A 17,201-nucleotide genomic window follows, 5' to 3' on the forward strand; every position below is an offset into this window, starting at 1 on the left:
CCGGCCCTGGGCCGCGTACCTTTGCGCCGTGTCCCCCACCATGCTGTCTATTCCGCTTTCCGAGTTACCTGCCGATTTCCGGGCCCGGGCCCTGCGCTGGGCGGCCGGCTTTCCGCACTGTGCCTACTTTGAGCCCAACGGGCTGGCGTATCCTCACGGGCCCTTCGACCAGTTGCTGGGTGTGGCTACGGAGGCGCCGGCCGCTCCTCGCTCCCTGAAAGAGCTGCGCTCCTGGCTACCACAACCGGCCGTGGCAGGCCCGTGCTTCGGCTTCCTTACCTACGAGGTCAAAAACGAGGTAGAACAGCTCCACAGCGGCAACCCCTCGGGCCTTAGCTGGCCGCAGCTGCACTTCTTCTCCCCGCACACCTGGCTGCATTGGCGACCTGATACGCTGGAAATTCACGGCCACACGGAGGGCGTACTGGCCACCATTCTGGCCACGGCCGTGCCCCGGCTTGCGGCACCGCTGGTCCCGGCCTTCACGCCCCGCATGCCCAAGGCCGAGTATCTGACGGCCGTAGAAGCCGTGCGGGAAGATATTCTGAATGGGGAGGTGTACGAGCTGAACTTATGCCAGGAGTTCTACGCCGAGCAAGTACAGCTGGACCCGGTAGATGTGTTTTTACGACTAAACGAGGCCTCTCCGGCTCCGTTTGCCGGCTTTCTGCGCCACCACAACCACTTTCTGCTGTGCGCGTCGCCGGAGCGGTTCCTGGCCTGTTCTGGCCGGGCCCTTGTGTCCCAGCCCATCAAAGGCACCATCCGGCGCGGGGCTACCCCCGCCGAGGATGAGCAGCAACGCACCACGCTGCTGCACGACGAGAAGGAGCGGGCCGAAAACCTCATGATTGTGGACCTGGTGCGCAACGACCTGGCCCGCGTAGCCCAAACCGGCACCGTGCAGGTACCCGAGCTGTTTGGCCTCTATTCCTTCCGCCACGTCTGGCAGATGATTTCGACGGTTACAGCCGAGCTGCGCCCCGGGGTAGATGCAGTAGACGTGCTGGGCGCTACCTTCCCCATGGGCTCCATGACCGGGGCGCCCAAAATCAGGGCTATGCAGCTGATTGAGCACTATGAGCGCACCCGCCGGGGCCTCTACAGCGGCAGCATCGGCTACGTGTGGCCCAATGGCAACTTCGAGTTCAACGTGGTGATCCGCAGCCTGCAGTACCGCCCGGATACCGGCTACCTCAGCTTCCAGGTCGGCTCGGCCATCACCTACGACTCGGTGCCGGAGCGGGAATACGAGGAATGCCTGCTCAAAGCTCAGGCCATGCTGGACGTACTGGGGGCTGCGGTGAGTGAGTGAATAGTTGTCATCCTGAGCTTGCGAAGGATCTTACCAGGCGTGAACACGTCGTTTCACCTTGGTAAGGTCCTTCGCAAGCCTAGCATGACAGTTCGTTCTTACTTCACTCATTCACTTCCTCACTCATTCACTCATAACCGCTCCTGCCATTCTGTCATTTTCAGGCTAAAACACGTACCTTTGCCGTTCTCTGAATTGTGAAGCTGCTGCCTGCTGAAGGCCTTTTCCCATGTCGCAACCGCTCCTTACCCTCGATTTTCTCGATACACCTACCCTGCCCACGCCCGCCGTGGACGCGGCTACGCACGCCCACGAGCCCTCGGGTCAGGTGCGCGTGCAGGCCGCGACCCGCACGGGTAAAAGCCGCAAGCTCTACATTGAGAGCTACGGCTGCCAGATGAACTTCTCCGACTCGGAAATCGTGTCGAGCATCCTGTTTGAGCAGGGTTTCGACACGACTGACCAGCTGGAAGGCGCCGACCTGGTGCTGCTGAATACCTGCTCCATCCGCGAAAAGGCCGAACAAACCGTGCGTATGCGCCTGTCCCAGATTAATAGCCACAAAAAGCGCAACCCCGGCCTGCTGGTGGGCGTGCTGGGCTGCATGGCGGAGCGCCTGAAAAGCAAGTTTCTGGAGGAAGAAAAGCTGGTGGACCTGGTAGTCGGCCCCGACGCCTACCGCGACCTGCCCCAGCTGATTCAGCAGGTGGATGGCGGCCAGAAGGCCGTAAACGTGCTGCTGAGCCGGGAGGAAACCTACGCCGACATCACGCCGGTACGCCTCAACAGCAACGGCATCACGGCCTTTATCAGCATCATGCGCGGCTGCGACAATATGTGCTCCTTCTGCGTGGTACCCTTCACCAGGGGCCGGGAACGGAGCCGCGACGCCCACAGCATTGTGCAGGAAGCCCGTGACCTGGTAGCCGCTGGCTACAAGGAGGTTACCCTGCTGGGCCAGAACGTGGATAGTTACAAATGGGCCTCCGAGGACGGCTCTGAATCGGTGAACTTTGCCCAGCTGCTGGAGCGGGTGGCCCTGGTGAGCCCTGAGTTGCGGGTGCGCTTCTCCACCTCCCATCCCAAGGACATTACCGATGAGGTGCTGCACACCATGGCGCGCTACGACAACATCTGCAAGTACATTCACCTGCCGGCCCAGAGCGGTAACTCGCGCGTACTCAAGCTGATGAACCGCACCTACGACCGGCCTTGGTACGAGGAGCGGGTACTGGCTATCCGTCGCATTCTGGGTGAGGACTGCGCCATTAGCACCGATATGATTGCGGGATTCTGCTCCGAAACCGAGGAGGAACACCAGGATACCCTCAGCCTCATCGACTTTGTGCAGTACGACATGGGCTACAACTTTTTCTACTCGGAGCGCCCCGGCACCCTGGCCGCCCGCAAACTGGCCGATGATATTCCGCTGGACGTGAAGAAGCGCCGTCTGCAGGAAGTTATTGACCGTCAGCAGCTGCACGCCCGGGCCCGTTACGCCCGCATGGTGGGCCGCGTGCATCAGGTACTGGTAGAAGGCCGCTCCAAACGCTCGGAGGAGCAGCTCAGCGGCCGCAACAGTCAGAACCAGGTGGTCATCTTCCCCCGGGGCACCGCCCAAAAAGGCGACTACGTGAACGTGCTGGTCACCAGCACCACCGGCGCCGCGCTGATTGGGGAAATCGTCTAGTTTTTAGTTGCTCGTTGTCAGTTGTTAGGTTTTAGTCATGGACAAGCCCTATACGGAGTTGAACGTGTGGCTACAATGCCGAAATCTGACTAAACGGGTGTACGAACTGACCCGGCAGTTTCCCAAAGAAGAATTGTTTGGCCTGACTAACCAACTTCGTCGGGCTGCCGTCTCGATTCCATCTAACATCGCCGAGGGCTGTGGCCGGCAGTCCGCGCGGGATACGCTGCAGTTTCTGTTCATTGCCCGGGGTTCTTTATACGAAGTTGAAACGCAACTTTATCTAGCCTACGACTTGCTATATCTGCCTGACCAGGAGTTGCAGGAACTGCTGACCGCCGTTACCAACTGCAAAAAGCTGCTTCAGGGTTTTATCCGCTACTATCGTACTCTCACCACCTCGTCCTACGTTGCTGAAGATGCCCCCGACTATCTTCCTGACAACGGACAACCAGCAACTGACAACTAGCCCTTGACTCCCTCCGAAATACAATCAATCAAGCAACGCTTCGGCATTATCGGCAACGCGCCGACGCTGAACTACGCCATTCAGGTAGCGGCGCAGGTGGCCCCCACCGATATGACGGTGCTGATTACCGGCGAAAGTGGCTCCGGGAAGGAGTCGTTTTCGAAGATCATTCATGCCCTGTCGCCGCGCAAGCACGGGCAGTTTATTGCCATCAACTGCGGCGCCATTCCAGAAGGCACCATCGACTCCGAATTGTTCGGGCACGAGAAAGGCTCGTTTACCGGCGCCCAGGAAGCCCGCAAAGGCTACTTCGAGGTAACCAATGGGGGCACTATCTTCCTCGACGAGATTGGCGAGATGCCCCTGGGCACCCAGGCCCGCCTGCTGCGCGTGCTGGAAAATGGCGAGTTCATCCGCGTCGGCTCCTCCAAAGTGCAGAAGACCGATGTGCGCGTGGTAGCCGCCACCAACGTCAATCTGCTGGACGCCGTGCGCGAAGGCCGCTTCCGCGAAGACCTGTACTACCGCCTCAACACGGTACCCATTACGGTTCCACCGTTGCGTGAACGAGGCGATGATATCTATCTACTGTTCAGAAAGTTTGCCACTGACTTCGCCGACCGGTACCGGGTAAAGCCCGTGAGCCTCACCCCCGATGCGGTGCAGGAATTGCAGCGCTTCCGCTTCCCCGGTAACATCCGCCAGCTCAAGAACGTGGCCGAGCAGATATCGGTGCTGGAAACCGACCGGGAAATCGACTCCCGCCGCCTGCGCCAGTATTTACCCCAGGAGCAAACTTCCCAGCTGCCCATGCTGCTCAGCGCCGCCGGCAGCGCCACCGACGGGGCCGGCAACGCCTACTCCGAGCGGGACCTGCTCTACAAGGTGCTGTTTGATATGCGCCGCGACATGACCGACCTTAAGAAGCTGGTGCTGGACCTGGCCGGCGGCCAGCGCCCCCACGAGGCGCAGGAGCTGCTGCGCCAGAACAGCCACCTGTTCACCAGCGTACAGGTGTCGCCCTACGACGCCGGGGCCGCCCGCCCCCTCCGCCCCGAGGCCGCCGCCTCCGACTTCATCCTGAATCCGCGCGACCTGGCCGTGGAGGATGCTACCGACTACGAGGAGGACGTGCAGCGCGTGGAGGATATTTCCCACGAAACCGAGGAAGAAACGCTGAGTCTGGAGGCCAAGGAAAAGGAAATGATAATTAAAGCGTTGAAGAAGCACAACAACAAGCGCAAGTACGCCGCGCACGATTTGGGCATTTCCGAACGCACCCTATACCGCAAGCTCAAGCAATATGACCTGGAACAAGCGTAATATATTCGCTACTAGCTGTTGGCTGTTCGCTGTTAGCTTTCTTTCTTCTTTCCGCCGAAAAGCTGTCAGCCAACAGCTAATAGCTACCAGCTTTTTAGTACTGCTCAGCGGCTGCGGCATCTATTCCTTTAGCGGCACCAACATCAACCCAGCCGTCAAGACGATTTCCATTGCCACTTTCGCCAACAACGCTAACAACGGTCCTTCGTTTCTGTCGGCGCGGTTTACGGAGGATTTCAAGGACTATTTTCAGCGCAATACCAACCTCAAGCTGGTGCCCCGGGATGGAGATTTGCAATTCGAAGGGCAGATAATTGCCTATGATTTCGCCCCGGCGGCTATTCAGCAAACGGCCACCGGGCAGGACCAGGCCGGGGCCAACCAGCTCACCATTCAGGTGCGAGTGAAGTTTACCAACACCAAGGACCCCAAGCAGGACTTCGAGCAGACCCTGCAAACCACCCGTCCGTTTCCGGCTACCCGCGACATTACCAGCATCAACAACGACCCCACGGCCCTACGGGAACTGTTCCGGAACATCATTACCGACGCCTTCAATAAGTCGGTGGCAAACTGGTAAGCCGGGCTATACCCAGGTTTAATGCCTAAATTGACGTATTCTTGCAGCCCCGTACCCATCTGGGCTACCGCAATACGGCTCACCTCCCCTCCCTGCACAGCCTCGTTGCCCGCCCCTGGGTGGTCGGCGGCTTTTAGTTATTTACCGCATGACCCGCGCGTCGCTACTGCACATTCTGGACCACGTCGACGGGATTTCGGATGCCGAAATCCGGGAGTTGGAACAACTGGCGGCCGCATTTCCCTATTGCCAGTCGGCGCATGTGCTGCTGGCCAAAGCCGCCCACGACCGGGGCAGTATGCTGGCCGGCCAGCGCCTGCGGCGGGCGGCTACTTACGCCGCCAATCGGGAGCTACTGCGCCAGTTACTGGAGCAGCCGGCGGCAGCGCCTGTGGCCGCTTCTGCGCCAGTAACAGTACCGGAGCCTTTGCCCTCCGTACCGGAGCACACCGAGCCGCTCCCTTTCCTGTCTGAAACAGCCACCACCCCGCTTCCAGCCAGCTCCCTCGCTTCCGGAATTAGCCCAGACCAGGCCGCGGAGGATGCATTACCAGCACCTGTTCACCCGGAAACTCCCGACACCTCATTAGCAACGGAAGCCGACGCCCTGCCGCAGCCTGTAGCTACTTCCTCCGAGGAGCCCGTTGGCGAGGAGACATCAGGGGCATTCCCGTCGCCGGAAGTGGCAGCCGTTGCACCCGAACCGACTGCTGGCGAGACTCTTACACCCCTTGACCCGGAGCAGCCAGCCCTTTCATCCGAAGCACCTGCTACCGAAGAGGTAGCGTTGGAGGAAACCACTGGTTCTACCTCTGCCGCCGTGAGTAGCGAGGAGGAGGTATTGCCGGCTGTAGCTCCCCCCATTCGCCCCCCCGCCGATGGAGGTATTTCCCGTTTTGAGTTTGGGCTCGCCCAGCCTGCGCTTGCTCCGCCCAGCGGCTACCAGCTGCCCGGCCTGGAAGAGGAGGAAGAAGCGCAGCCAGACGCGGAGCTGCCTGCCTTGGGCAGCCTGGGAGTTACTCCGCCCCCAGTGGTTACGGCTCCTTTCCGCGCCGACCCCGACCTGGGTTATGCCTTGGGCGCCGGTAGCCGCCTGGGCTACGACCTGCAGGCCCATGATGGTTATACGCTGGACTTACCGTTGGAGGCCTTCTTTGAGCCCGACGCCCTATTACTGGCGCATTTGCGGGCTCACAAGCCCAAGCCCGCTGCGTCTTCTCTCGATTTAATTAACCGCTTCCTCAAAGCCCAGCCGCGTATCAAAACGCCGGGAGGCATTTCGCTGCCCGCTGCTGAACAGCCCGATCTATCGGTGCGCAGCACGAGCGTGGCCCCCTCCTTAGCCTCCGAAAGTCTGGCTAACATCATGGTGCGCCAGGGCAAAAAGGATAAGGCCATTGAAATATATGAGCGCCTGATGGAGCGTCAGCCCGAAAAAAAGGCGTATTTTGCCGAGCAAATCCAACAACTGCAACAACCTTCGGAGTAGATGTACTACGTTCTTATTGCCCTGATTCTTCTTGTGTGCTTCCTGCTGGCCGTAGTGGTGCTGGCTCAAAATCCCAAAGGCGGCGGCATTTCCAGCCAGTTTGGCGCCGGCGGTGCCGCCCAGCTAATGGGCGTGAAGCGCACCGGCGACCTGCTCGAAAAGCTAACCTGGGGCTTCGCCATCGGCCTGATGATTCTGACCCTGGGCACCCACGTTATTGGAGGGGCACCTACTACTGGTCCGGTGCGCAGCATCAACCAGCAAAAGGCCCTGGAGTCTCGGCCAGCGCCTGCTCCTGCCACCCCCGCACCAGCAGTACCGGGTGCAGCGGCCCCTAGTGCAGCTCCGGCTACTACTCCGGCTCCGCAGCCTGCGCAGTAAGCTTCTGCTCTCAGCACATCCAAAAACCGGTGGTTCCTCGCGGAGCCACCGGTTTTTTGTTGGCAGAAGTTGGGGTCGGCTCTGCCGTTCCGGCCCCAACTTCTGCCTCCCGGCTACGTAAAGCGCCGGGCCAAACTGCCGCTTTTTCTGCCACGGCTGACAGGAAGGAGGCTTTTACCGTCCATTCTGTCAGGTTTTGCAGAGCTGGCACAGGAAGTGCAGCACGCCCGGCAACACCCCAGATTTGTGTAACCTTTCAACCAAAACGTACAATATGTCGCTTAGCATCAAACCGCTGGCTGACCGCGTAATCATCGCGCCTGCCGCCGCCGAGGAAAAAACCAAATCGGGCATCATTATCCCCGACACGGCCAAAGAAAAGCCCCAGCGTGGCGAAGTAGTAGCCGTAGGTGAAGGCAAAGTGGCCGATAATGGCACCACCATTAAGCCCCAGGTGAAAGCAGGTGACCAGGTACTGTATGGCAAATACGCCGGTACTGAAATTACCGTTGATGGCCAGGACTACCTCATTATGAAGGAGTCGGACATTTTTGCCGTACTGTAAGGTTTCCTTTCTCCTATCCCTTTCTGATTCCAAACACCCGAACTCCCGATGGCGAAGAACATCCAATTCGATACTGAAGGCCGCGACAAGCTGAAGCGCGGCGTTGATAAACTGGCAAATGCCGTGAAGGTAACCCTGGGTCCCAAAGGCCGCAATGTGGTTATCGACAAGAAGTTCGGTGCCCCCACCATTACCAAGGACGGGGTATCGGTAGCTAAGGAAATTGAGCTGGCCGACCCGGTTGAAAACATGGGTGCTCAGCTGGTGAAAGAGGTAGCCTCTAAAACCGCCGACCAAGCGGGTGATGGTACTACTACTGCCACCGTACTGGCCCAGGCCATTTACACGGCCGGTTCCAAAAACGTAGCCGCCGGGGCCAACCCCATGGACCTGAAGCGCGGTATCGACAAAGCTGTGCAGGCCGTAGTTGGCAACCTGAAGGCGCAGTCGAAAAAAATCGAAAACTCCTCGGAAATTGCCCAGGTAGGCGCTATTTCGGCCAACAACGATATGGAAATCGGCAAAATGATTGCCGACGCCATGGACAAAGTGGGCAAAGAGGGCGTGATTACCGTGGAAGAAGCCCGCGGCACCGAAACCGAAGTAAAAACGGTGGAAGGTATGCAGTTTGACCGCGGCTACCTCTCGCCCTACTTCGTGACCAACCCCGAGAAAATGGAGGCGGAGTTCGACAACCCCTTCATCCTCATCTACGACAAGAAGGTGAGCACCATGAAGGAGTTGCTGCCCGTGCTGGAGCAGGTGGTACAAACCGGTAAGCCACTGGTTATCATTTCGGAAGACGTGGACGGCGAAGCGCTGGCTACCTTGGTAGTAAACAAGCTGCGCGGCTCCCTGAAAATTGCCGCCGTGAAAGCTCCCGGCTTTGGCGACCGTCGGAAGGCTATGCTGGAAGACATTGCCGTGCTGACGGGTGGTACCGTTATCAGCGAAGAGCGGGGCTATAAGCTGGACTCGGCTACGCTGGAATACCTGGGTACGGCCGAGAAAGTCATTATCGACAAAGACAACACCACGATTGTCAACGGTAAGGGCGAGAAGGAAAACATTACGGCCCGCGTAAACGAAATCAAAGGCCAGATTGGCACCACCACTTCCGACTACGATAAGGAGAAACTGCAGGAGCGTCTGGCTAAGCTGTCGGGCGGGGTAGCCATTCTCTACATTGGAGCTTCTACGGAAGTGGAGATGAAAGAGAAGAAGGACCGCGTAGACGATGCTTTGCACGCCACCCGCGCCGCCGTTGAGGAAGGCGTGGTACCCGGCGGTGGGGTTGCCCTGGTGCGCGCTATTGAGGCCCTTGAGGGTGTTGATACCCTGAATGCGGACGAGCGTACCGGCGTGAACATCATTCGCACGGCCCTCGAAGCTCCCCTGCGCACCATCGTTTCCAACGCCGGTGGCGAAGGCTCGGTGGTAGTACAGAAGGTACGCGAAGGCAAAACCGATTACGGCTACAACGCCCGTGAGGACAAGTACGAAAACCTGATGGCGGCCGGTATCCTCGACCCCACCAAGGTAACGCGCCTGGCTCTGGAAAACGCCGCCTCTATTGCCGGCCTGCTCCTGACCACCGAGTGTGTAATTTCGGATGAGCCCGAGGAAGACAAAGGCCACTCGCACGCTGGCGGTGCCCCCGGCATGGGCGGCATGGGCGGCATGATGTAAAGCACGGATTGGCGCAGATTTTTGCGCTGATTATGCCGACTCGTTCTGCAAAATATAAAAGCCCTGCTGGCGGTGCCAGCGGGGCTTTTTGTTTAAGGCAAGAGGGCGCCCCTTTATTTTTTGCGAATGAGTTGATTGCTGAATCCAATGACACCCAGCAGCAGCACTCCTATACCGGCAGTAGCCCATTTGGCAGCTTGGTAGTCGGTGCAAAGGTTCCGGCCTGTTACTACCGAAAAGCACGGGTCGTGGTGCGTTTCGTACTGCATGTTTACCTGTACGCTCACGATTTTGAGGCCGGCGTACAATAGCATGAGGCTCACGGCTACCACCAACCACGAGTGCATTCTATCAAACATATGGAAGAGTTATAAGCGGCGTACAACTACCTGGATGTGGCCTACGGCTACACACTCTGGCCTTATCAAAATAGTAAGCCCCGCTGGACCAATGTCCGGCGGGGCTTACTGTGTACAGATGACGGCATCCGTGCAATCCGAAAAAATCCGTCAAGGTCCGTGATTTAGCCGCGGCCGTGCATCATGGCAAACAGTTTCCGGGCAATGGCAATCAGAATTAGGCCAGCCAGGATTACGAAGCCAGCAATAAGGCCGAATACTTTCAAGGCACCCAGTTCTTCCACGTAAGAGGCAATGTAGCCCCCGGCAATTTGAGCCACGAAGGGAGCCAGGAACCATACGCCCATCAGCATGGAGGTGAGCGTAGGCGGCGACAGGCGCGACACCATACTCAAGCCAATGGGAGACAGGCACAACTCCCCAATAGTATGAAAGAAATACGTCGCTAGGAGCCACAGAATACTAGCCTTGACTGTCTGGTCAGCGACGTCACCACCGCGCTCCAGCACCGCCCCAACCATGAACAGGAAGCCTACACCCAGCAGCACCATACCCAGACCCATTTTCACGGGAATTGACAAGTCCTTGCCTTTTCGACTCAAACTCATCCAAACGGCAGCCACTGGCGCGCCCAGCAGCACGATAAAGCCCGGATTAACCGACTGGAACCAGGAAGTAGGTATCAGAAACCCGAATACCTCGCGGTTGATGTACTTATCAGTATAAAGAGTAAGTGAGGAACCCGCCTGCTCGAAACCGGCCCAAAAGAAGACTACGAATAATGTTACAATGAAGATTACCGCCATTCTGTCGGTTTCTTCCTTGGTTAACGGTGCTTTGGCTGCCGCCGAGGACGTGCCATCACTGTTCTGGCCCTCCGGATACATGCCTACGTCGCCGAGGTATTTTTTCCCCAGTAGGTTAAATACCAGTTGCCCGAGCATCATGCCGATACCTGCCGCCAGAAAACCGTAGCGGAAGCCATAGTTCGTTACCTTTTCAACACCGTCAACCACGGCACGGGTAGCAAACAGGTTTTCAGCCAAGTAGCCACACACCAAGGGGGCCAAGAAAGCTCCCGCATTGATGCCCATATAAAAGATGGTGAAAGCCGAATCCCGCAGTGGGTCGCCCTGTTTGTAGAGCTTACCCACGATGGTGGAAATGTTGGGCTTGAAGAAGCCATTACCTACAATCAACAGTAGCAGCCCTAGTGCCGTGGGCCAAGGTAGCCCGAACAACGCCGGAGTGGTAGATATTTCCGGCTGCATGAACAGTGATAGTTGTCCTAGAGCCATGGTGATACCGCCTATAAGAATAGCCCGGCGCTGGCCAATGAATTTGTCAGCCAGCCAGCCGCCCAGAATGGGTGTCAGATAAACGAAACCCGTAAAATATCCATAAATCAGCGACGCGCTGGCCTCCGAAATTCCTAACCCACCCTCAATAGCCGTTTTGGATAGATACAGCATCAACAGGCCCCGCATGCCATAATAGCTGAACCGCTCCCACATTTCGGTGAAGAACAACAGGTAAAGCCCGGGGGGGTGGCTTTGCTGCATGGTGGGCTGCTCCTGAACGGCAGTGGTCGTTTGCATGAAAGAGGGAAAAGTGAAGTGAAGAAAACCCCGTAGCTGCAACTACACGGTAGGTTGGTAAAGCTACAAAAGTTTCTTAACCCAAGTGCAAGCCATGCCGTCAGACACCAGGATACTGACAAACGTTTGTAGGCAAAGAAAAAAGCAGAGCGAAAATTCGCTCTTTTTTCTACTTTCACCGTAGAGGGCTCGGGTTTTTGTCTATTTTTGTTCTCGAATTCCCGTTTTCCACCCACATCCCCCAACCCGTTTTCGGCCCTTTTTATGATGGATTCCGCCGCCAACGCTCGCCTTGCACCCTTAGGCATTTCCCACGCTGCCCAGGTGCATCTCAACCTCACCCCCGCCGAGCTGGTAGAACACGCCCTGCGCCGGGGCGAAGGCACCCTTACTGATACTGGTGCCCTCATGGCCGATACCGGTCAGTTTACCGGCCGCTCGCCCAAAGACCGGTTTGTGGTACGCGACGCCAATACTGCCGATTCGGTGTGGTGGGGCGACATCAACATTCCCTTCGACGCTGACAAGTTTGACCAGCTGCACCAGAAGATGGTACAGTACCTGGCTGATAAGGAAGTGTACGTGCGCGACGCCTACGCCGGCGCCAACCCCAGCTACGAGCTGAAGCTGCGCGTGGTGAACGAGCTAGCCTGGCACAACCTGTTCTGCTACAACATGTTCCTGCGCCCCGCCGAAGGAGTTGACACTAGCTGGACGCCCGATTTCAGCATCATCTGCGCCCCCGGCTTCGAGGCCGACCCGGCCGTGGATGGGACCCGTCAGAAGAATTTTGCCATTCTGAACTTCTCGAAGAAGATGATTCTGATTGGGGGCACGGGTTACGCCGGCGAGATGAAAAAAGGCATTTTTGGGGTGCTGAACTACCTGCTGCCCCACCAGCACGATACGCTGAGTATGCACTGCTCGGCCAACGTGGGCCAGGCCGGCGACACGGCCATCTTCTTCGGCCTTTCGGGCACGGGCAAAACGACCCTTTCGGCCGACCCCAACCGGGGCCTGATTGGCGACGATGAGCACGGCTGGACCCCCGATGCGGGCATTTTCAACTTTGAGGGCGGCTGCTACGCCAAGGTGATTGACCTGAGCCAGGAGAAGGAGCCCGAAATCTGGAATGCCATTAAGTTTGGCTCCATCGTGGAGAACACGCGCTTCGTACCCGGCACCCACACGGTGGACTACGCCAACAAATCGGTAACGGAAAACACCCGCACGGCCTACCCGATTTCTTACATTCCGAATGCCATTGAGCCCTCGGTAGCCGAGGCGCCCAAGAACATTTTCTTCCTGACGGCCGATGCATTTGGGGTGCTGCCTCCCATCAGCAAGCTGGATAAGTGCCACGCCATGTACCACTTCATGAGCGGCTACACGGCCAAGGTGGCCGGCACGGAAATGGGCGTAACGGAGCCACAGACAACTTTCTCGGCCTGCTTCGGGGCGGTGTTCCTGCCCCTGCACCCCACCAAGTATGCCGAAATGCTGGGCAAGAAAATGGAGGAAAATGAGGTGAACGTGTGGCTGATAAACACCGGCTGGACGGGCGGCTCCTACGGCGTGGGCTCCCGCATGAAGCTGAGCTACACCCGGGCCATGATTACGGCCGCCCTCAACGGCCAGCTAAATGAGGTGGAGTTTCACCAGCACCCGGTGTTTGGGGTGGAAGTGCCCGCCGCCGTACCCGGCGTACCCACCGACATTCTGGACCCGCGCAACACCTGGGCTGATAAGGAGGCCTACGACCGTACCGCCGCCGAGCTGGCCGAGAAGTTCGTAGCCAACTTCCAGAAGTACGCTGACTTCGCCAACGAGGATATTCTCGCCGGCGCGCCTAAAGTAGCAGTGGCTGCCGGCGTGTAACGCGCTGTTGCTCTATTTTTGGCATGTAAAGGCCCTTCAGTTGCAGCTGAAGGGCCTTTTTACTGCTCTTCGTTGCCGATAGGATGGCCAAGCTCGAGCAGTAACTGACGTAGGCCCGCGTACACGGCTACATCCGCCAGGAGTGCTTGTCCCGAGTCGAGAAGCATCTTCTCGCAGCTGAAACAGATATTCAGTACTCGTACCAGCTTGAGGTCCTGATAAAAAGCAATGGCGTCGCGGTAAACTGGCCCGCACATCCACCCGGGCGGGTGCTTAAGCGGCAGGTGCAGCAATGTTTCCAGGCGTTGCACCGGAGAGCTGAGGCGAGGTAGCGTGGCCACGGGCGTGGCGGTGAGATGATAAGCTTCCAGCAAACCAGGGGTAAGCGTTGTCTGGCCAGGCTGAGGGTAGCACCGAAGCCGCTCCAGGTAGGCCCGCCGAGCGGGCAGTTCGGCGGCAGTTGCTGTAAGCAGTTGCATCCGGCCTTCAACTGCCAGCCGCTGGGCGGCCTGTTGTAGCTGCTCCCACTTCTGCCCCCGCAATAATGAGAAAGTAGTAATATGCGTGAAATACGGCGGCTGCTGGAACGCCCACCCGGATAGCTCATTGGCCATAGCACTCCAAGGCAGTGGATTATTTGAGCTGCTGCAGCATTTTTTCAGCTGCTTTTTTATCGAGCGCACTCTTAATTATCAGGCCTACTCCCAGCCCTATAAGGCCATAGTAGAGCACCACATGGTTGGTAAGGTACACCAAGCTCAACAAGGAAAGCATTATCCCACCGCCAGCAAACACGCTACCGATGGTCCGCAGCATTCCAGCGGTTTTTAGCTGTTTGCGGGCATCCTCGGTAGCCAGCAGCCGCTGCAGCTTCTGGTATTTGAGGGCCAGTGGCGCAGCCTGCTCCGGGGCCGCACCTTCCAGCAGCAGCATTTCCTGCACCTGTTGGCAGCTCTGGCCGATTGTGTACAGATGAATGGCTTGCTTTTGAGCGTATTTCTCCCGGTACATGGCAGTGAAAAGGATACGGTGAGGTGGCCGTAAAACTAGTAAGTTTGTTGTCTCACTTCACCTCCTTCTCTCATTCCTGTATGCGCAAGCGCCTGTTGCCGCTGTTGCTGGCCCTGCTGTCCCCCCTGAGCCTCTGGGCCTGGGGCGTGGAGGGCCACCGTACCGTCGGAAAAATTGCGGAACACCACCTCTCCCGTCACGCCCGCCGTGAGGTAAAGAAACTGTTGGGCTCCGAGACGCTGACCATGGTCAGCACCTGGCCTGATGAAATCCGCTACTATCCGGAGTTCAAGGATACGGCTCCCTGGCACTACGTGAACACGCCCTCCGGCCTGGGCCACGATGCCTACCTGCAAGCGGTAAAAACCCAGACCACCGCCAACGCCTACTCGGCCCTGGAAACCCAGCTGCGCATCCTCGGCGACGAAAGCAAGCCCCAGGCCGAGCGTGCGGCGGCTCTCAAGTTTGTGGTGCACTTGGTGGGGGATATTCATCAGCCCATGCACACGGGCCATGCCGAAGACAAAGGCGGCAACGACATCAAGCTCAAATACCGTGGCAAAGACACCAACCTGCACAGCCTCTGGGATAGTGGCCTGATTGAGTACCAGGGCCTCTCCTACACCGAAATGGCCTGCCAGTACGACCGGAAGCTCCGGCACGGCCAGGTACACAAGCTCCAGACCACCGCTCCGGAAGAGTGGCTGTGGGAGTCGTACACTTCCAGCGAGAAGCTTTACCAGGAGACTCCCATGGGCACCGACGTTGACTATACATACTACCCCGCTCACGCTGAGCTGATGAAGCAGCGCATTGTGGAGGCCGGCATCCGGCTGGCCGGGCTGCTTAACGACGTGCTATAGGCACATTGCACGGCCTCCTGACGCACAAAAATGCCCCGCTGCCGGTCTGGCAACGGGGCATTTTAGCTTGGAAAGGAAGCGGTAAAGGCGCGGCTTAATTATCGTGGAAGGCAAGGCTACTGATTTCCTTTTGGTCGTTGCCGGTACTGGTTTTGCCTTTGGTGCCTAGCCAGGCCGCCAAGGCCACCCCGGCCCCTACCAGTAAGGCCGTGCGCAGCGTTGGGGTGCCAGCCGTTACAGCTTCGGTATAGTAGCTGGTTTCGCGGGTGCTACCGGGGTAGTTGCCCCTTTCCTGCAGCTGGCCCATGGGCTTGTCGAGGGCGTTGTGTTGCAGGGGGCGCGGGGCGTACTCGGCTTTTTCCTGCTTGGCAAAGGCCTTTTCCATGAACTTATCGAGCAGCGTAGGCGTCCAGTGCTCCATGCCAATCAGGGCTTTACCGCCGCCGCCGACCACCACGGCCCGTTCGGGGGTAGTGCAGCAGTGCAGAATGGCCCGGGCCACGGTTTCGGGCGCGTAGGCCGGCGGCGCATGCTGGGCCTCCCGCTCCATATAGTTTTTGGCGTGCACCGGGTACGGCGTGTCAATGGCCGAGGGCTGAATGAGCGTAACGGCAACGGGCGCTCCGTCCATTTCCAGCTCCATGCGCAGGCCATCAGTAAATCCCTTCACGGCGTGCTTGCTGGCCGAGTAGATGGATTGCAGAATGGCCGTTACGTCGGACAGGATGCTGCCTACGTTGATGATGGCCCCACCCTTCGGTTTCAGATGCTTGCTGGCTTCCAGGGAGCCATGGACCAGCCCCCAGAAGTTCACCTCAAACAGCTGGCGCATATCTTCCACCGGAATCTGCTCCAGCTTGCCGTAGATGGATACGCCGGCGTTGTTAATCCAGGTGTCGAAGCCCCCGAACTTGCTGATGGCCTGCTGAGCCAGCCGCTGCACCTCCTCGGGGCGGCTCACGTCGGTTACCACGTAGGTGGCCGTGCCACCGGCCTGGTTGATTTCCTCCGCCAGCTGTTGCAATGCATCCTCACTACGGGCTGCCAGCACCAGCTTGGCTCCTTTAGCGGCGGCCATCCGGGCCATTACCAGCCCAATGCCGGAGGAAGCTCCGGTGATGACAATAACTTGGTCTTTGAGTTTTTTGAGTGTAATAGCCATAGCACGTGAGTAAAAAAATGAGTGAAGCAGGCCGTGTAGCGCTTCCCTGTTAGTACGGGCGTACTGTTGGGTTGTTATTCTTGAGCTTGCCGATTCGCCCTACCTTTGGCCCATGCCCCACACCTTTTTTGCCCCCGACCTGACTGCTGCGCTCAGCTACACCCTGCCCGAAGAGGAAAGCAAGCACGCCGTGCGGGTGCTGCGCCTGGCCGCCGGCGACGCCGTGGTGCTGGTAAACGGGCAGGGCGGCGTGTACGCCGCCGAAGTAGCCGACCCCAACCCCAAGCGCTGCCAGCTGCGCATCGTGGAGGCCCGACTGGCTGCGCGCCGCGCCTACACTGTACATCTGGCCGTGGCCCCCACCAAAAACCTCGACCGGATGGAGTGGCTGGTAGAAAAAGCCACCGAAATCGGGGTTGATACCATCACGTTTCTGCGCTGTGCCCGCTCCGAGCGGCGGGAACTGAAGCTGGACCGCCTGGAAAAAATAGCCATCAGCGCCCTCAAGCAGTCGGGGCAGGCGTGGCTGCCCCAGCTCACGGAGCTGACGGATTTCAGCCGGTTCCTGCCCACCGTAACCCCGGAAACCACTTTCATTGCCCACCTGGAGGACGGTGAGCGGACCCCGCTGGCGCGGGTGGCGGCCCTGGGCAGCGGCTGCTGCGTACTCATCGGGCCCGAAGGGGACTTCACTCCCCCGGAAATTGCGGCGGCCTTTGGCCAGGGCATCCGGCCGGTTACGCTGGGAGCCTCCCGCCTGCGCACCGAAACCGCCGCTCTGGCGGCTGTGCACACGGTACACGTGGCGCGGGAGTTGTAACCCAGTGAA

General features: G+C 58.6%; 17 protein-coding genes. 12 read left to right on the forward strand and 5 right to left on the reverse strand.

The window, feature by feature from the left end; translation table 11 throughout:
• The first annotated feature begins 28 nt into the window (after nucleotides 1-28).
• From pabB to groL, 9 genes are all read left to right on the forward strand, one after another.
• Nucleotides 29-1,315: an aminodeoxychorismate synthase component I gene (gene pabB / locus EI290_RS20475; RefSeq protein ID WP_246009021.1), complete on the forward strand. Its 1,287-nt coding sequence runs from the start codon at nucleotides 29-31 to the stop codon at nucleotides 1,313-1,315.
• 229 nt (nucleotides 1,316-1,544) lie between these two features.
• Complete coding sequence (gene miaB / locus EI290_RS20480) at nucleotides 1,545-3,005, forward strand: tRNA (N6-isopentenyl adenosine(37)-C2)-methylthiotransferase MiaB (RefSeq protein ID WP_125433512.1); 1,461 nt, start codon at nucleotides 1,545-1,547, stop codon at nucleotides 3,003-3,005.
• Nucleotides 3,006-3,042: 37 nt separating this feature from the next.
• Entirely contained in the window at nucleotides 3,043-3,474 is a 432-nt protein-coding gene (locus EI290_RS20485; protein WP_125433513.1) for a four helix bundle protein, read from the forward strand.
• 3 nt (nucleotides 3,475-3,477) lie between these two features.
• The gene (locus tag EI290_RS20490; protein ID WP_125433514.1) at nucleotides 3,478-4,797 is read left to right on the forward strand and encodes a sigma-54 interaction domain-containing protein; all 1,320 of its coding nucleotides are present in this window, start codon (nucleotides 3,478-3,480) and stop codon (nucleotides 4,795-4,797) included.
• The gene (locus EI290_RS20495) at nucleotides 4,778-5,377 is read left to right on the forward strand and encodes an LptE family protein (RefSeq protein ID WP_125433515.1); all 600 of its coding nucleotides are present in this window, start codon (nucleotides 4,778-4,780) and stop codon (nucleotides 5,375-5,377) included. Before EI290_RS20490 ends, EI290_RS20495 begins: the two co-directional genes overlap by 20 nt.
• 148 nt (nucleotides 5,378-5,525) lie before the next feature.
• Nucleotides 5,526-6,866 (forward strand): hypothetical protein, encoded by a 1,341-nt coding sequence (locus EI290_RS20500; RefSeq protein WP_125433516.1) that lies wholly within the window; start codon nucleotides 5,526-5,528, stop codon nucleotides 6,864-6,866.
• Nucleotides 6,867-7,247, forward strand: coding sequence for a preprotein translocase subunit SecG (secG, locus tag EI290_RS20505; protein WP_125433517.1), 381 nt, complete (start codon nucleotides 6,867-6,869; stop codon nucleotides 7,245-7,247).
• Between the two features lie 274 nt (nucleotides 7,248-7,521).
• Entirely contained in the window at nucleotides 7,522-7,812 is a 291-nt protein-coding gene (gene groES, locus EI290_RS20510; protein ID WP_045687497.1) for a co-chaperone GroES, read from the forward strand.
• A 48-nt stretch (nucleotides 7,813-7,860) separates the two neighbouring features.
• A complete protein-coding gene (groL, locus tag EI290_RS20515; protein WP_125433518.1) occupies nucleotides 7,861-9,501 on the forward strand; it encodes a chaperonin GroEL in 1,641 nt (546 codons plus the stop codon).
• A gap of 113 nt (nucleotides 9,502-9,614) precedes the next feature.
• Here groL and EI290_RS20520 read toward each other — a convergent pair whose 3' ends face one another.
• Nucleotides 9,615-9,860: a hypothetical protein gene (locus EI290_RS20520; RefSeq protein ID WP_125433519.1), complete on the reverse strand. Its 246-nt coding sequence runs from the start codon at nucleotides 9,858-9,860 to the stop codon at nucleotides 9,615-9,617.
• 164 nt (nucleotides 9,861-10,024) lie between these two features.
• Nucleotides 10,025-11,458 (reverse strand): peptide MFS transporter, encoded by a 1,434-nt coding sequence (locus EI290_RS20525; protein WP_125433520.1) that lies wholly within the window; start codon nucleotides 11,456-11,458, stop codon nucleotides 10,025-10,027.
• 264 nt (nucleotides 11,459-11,722) lie between these two features.
• Between EI290_RS20525 and pckA the strand changes: the two genes are divergently transcribed.
• Complete coding sequence (gene pckA / locus EI290_RS20530; RefSeq protein ID WP_125433521.1) at nucleotides 11,723-13,336, forward strand: phosphoenolpyruvate carboxykinase (ATP); 1,614 nt, start codon at nucleotides 11,723-11,725, stop codon at nucleotides 13,334-13,336.
• A 59-nt stretch (nucleotides 13,337-13,395) separates the two neighbouring features.
• Here the strand turns inward: pckA and EI290_RS20535 are convergent, their stop codons facing one another.
• Complete coding sequence (locus EI290_RS20535) at nucleotides 13,396-13,950, reverse strand: hypothetical protein (RefSeq protein ID WP_125433522.1); 555 nt, start codon at nucleotides 13,948-13,950, stop codon at nucleotides 13,396-13,398.
• Between the two features lie 19 nt (nucleotides 13,951-13,969).
• On the reverse strand, nucleotides 13,970-14,347 hold the full coding sequence (locus tag EI290_RS20540) for a hypothetical protein (protein WP_125433523.1): 378 nt from the start codon (nucleotides 14,345-14,347) through the stop codon (nucleotides 13,970-13,972).
• An 80-nt stretch (nucleotides 14,348-14,427) separates the two neighbouring features.
• Here EI290_RS20540 and EI290_RS20545 point away from each other — a divergent pair, with 80 nt between their 5' ends.
• Entirely contained in the window at nucleotides 14,428-15,210 is a 783-nt protein-coding gene (locus tag EI290_RS20545; RefSeq protein ID WP_125433524.1) for a S1/P1 nuclease, read from the forward strand.
• A gap of 94 nt (nucleotides 15,211-15,304) precedes the next feature.
• On the opposite strand, the gene EI290_RS20550 is transcribed toward EI290_RS20545, so the two are convergent.
• Complete coding sequence (locus EI290_RS20550; RefSeq protein WP_125433525.1) at nucleotides 15,305-16,372, reverse strand: SDR family oxidoreductase; 1,068 nt, start codon at nucleotides 16,370-16,372, stop codon at nucleotides 15,305-15,307.
• Between the two features lie 112 nt (nucleotides 16,373-16,484).
• Here EI290_RS20550 and EI290_RS20555 point away from each other — a divergent pair, with 112 nt between their 5' ends.
• On the forward strand, nucleotides 16,485-17,192 hold the full coding sequence (locus tag EI290_RS20555; protein WP_125433526.1) for a 16S rRNA (uracil(1498)-N(3))-methyltransferase: 708 nt from the start codon (nucleotides 16,485-16,487) through the stop codon (nucleotides 17,190-17,192).
• Nucleotides 17,193-17,201 lie beyond the last annotated feature (9 nt).

Source organism: Hymenobacter metallilatus (assembly GCF_003944705.1).
Lineage (GTDB): Bacteria > Bacteroidota > Bacteroidia > Cytophagales > Hymenobacteraceae > Hymenobacter > Hymenobacter metallilatus.

Bases quoted from the DNA above. Each gene is read 5' to 3' on its own strand.
- miaB (WP_125433512.1), top strand. From the start codon at position 1,545: ATGTCGCAACCGCTCCTTACCCTCGATTTTCTCGATACACCTACCCTG.
- EI290_RS20485 (WP_125433513.1), top strand. From the start codon at position 3,043: ATGGACAAGCCCTATACGGAGTTGAACGTGTGGCTACAATGCCGAAAT.
- EI290_RS20495 (WP_125433515.1), top strand. From the start codon at position 4,778: ATGACCTGGAACAAGCGTAATATATTCGCTACTAGCTGTTGGCTGTTC.
- EI290_RS20500 (WP_125433516.1), top strand. From the start codon at position 5,526: ATGACCCGCGCGTCGCTACTGCACATTCTGGACCACGTCGACGGGATT.
- secG (WP_125433517.1), top strand. From the start codon at position 6,867: ATGTACTACGTTCTTATTGCCCTGATTCTTCTTGTGTGCTTCCTGCTG.
- groES (WP_045687497.1), top strand. From the start codon at position 7,522: ATGTCGCTTAGCATCAAACCGCTGGCTGACCGCGTAATCATCGCGCCT.
- groL (WP_125433518.1), top strand. From the start codon at position 7,861: ATGGCGAAGAACATCCAATTCGATACTGAAGGCCGCGACAAGCTGAAG.
- EI290_RS20520 (WP_125433519.1), bottom strand. From the start codon at position 9,860: ATGTTTGATAGAATGCACTCGTGGTTGGTGGTAGCCGTGAGCCTCATG.
- EI290_RS20525 (WP_125433520.1), bottom strand. From the start codon at position 11,458: ATGCAAACGACCACTGCCGTTCAGGAGCAGCCCACCATGCAGCAAAGC.
- pckA (WP_125433521.1), top strand. From the start codon at position 11,723: ATGATGGATTCCGCCGCCAACGCTCGCCTTGCACCCTTAGGCATTTCC.
- EI290_RS20535 (WP_125433522.1), bottom strand. From the start codon at position 13,950: ATGGCCAATGAGCTATCCGGGTGGGCGTTCCAGCAGCCGCCGTATTTC.
- EI290_RS20540 (WP_125433523.1), bottom strand. From the start codon at position 14,347: ATGTACCGGGAGAAATACGCTCAAAAGCAAGCCATTCATCTGTACACA.
- EI290_RS20545 (WP_125433524.1), top strand. From the start codon at position 14,428: ATGCGCAAGCGCCTGTTGCCGCTGTTGCTGGCCCTGCTGTCCCCCCTG.
- EI290_RS20550 (WP_125433525.1), bottom strand. From the start codon at position 16,372: ATGGCTATTACACTCAAAAAACTCAAAGACCAAGTTATTGTCATCACC.
- EI290_RS20555 (WP_125433526.1), top strand. From the start codon at position 16,485: ATGCCCCACACCTTTTTTGCCCCCGACCTGACTGCTGCGCTCAGCTAC.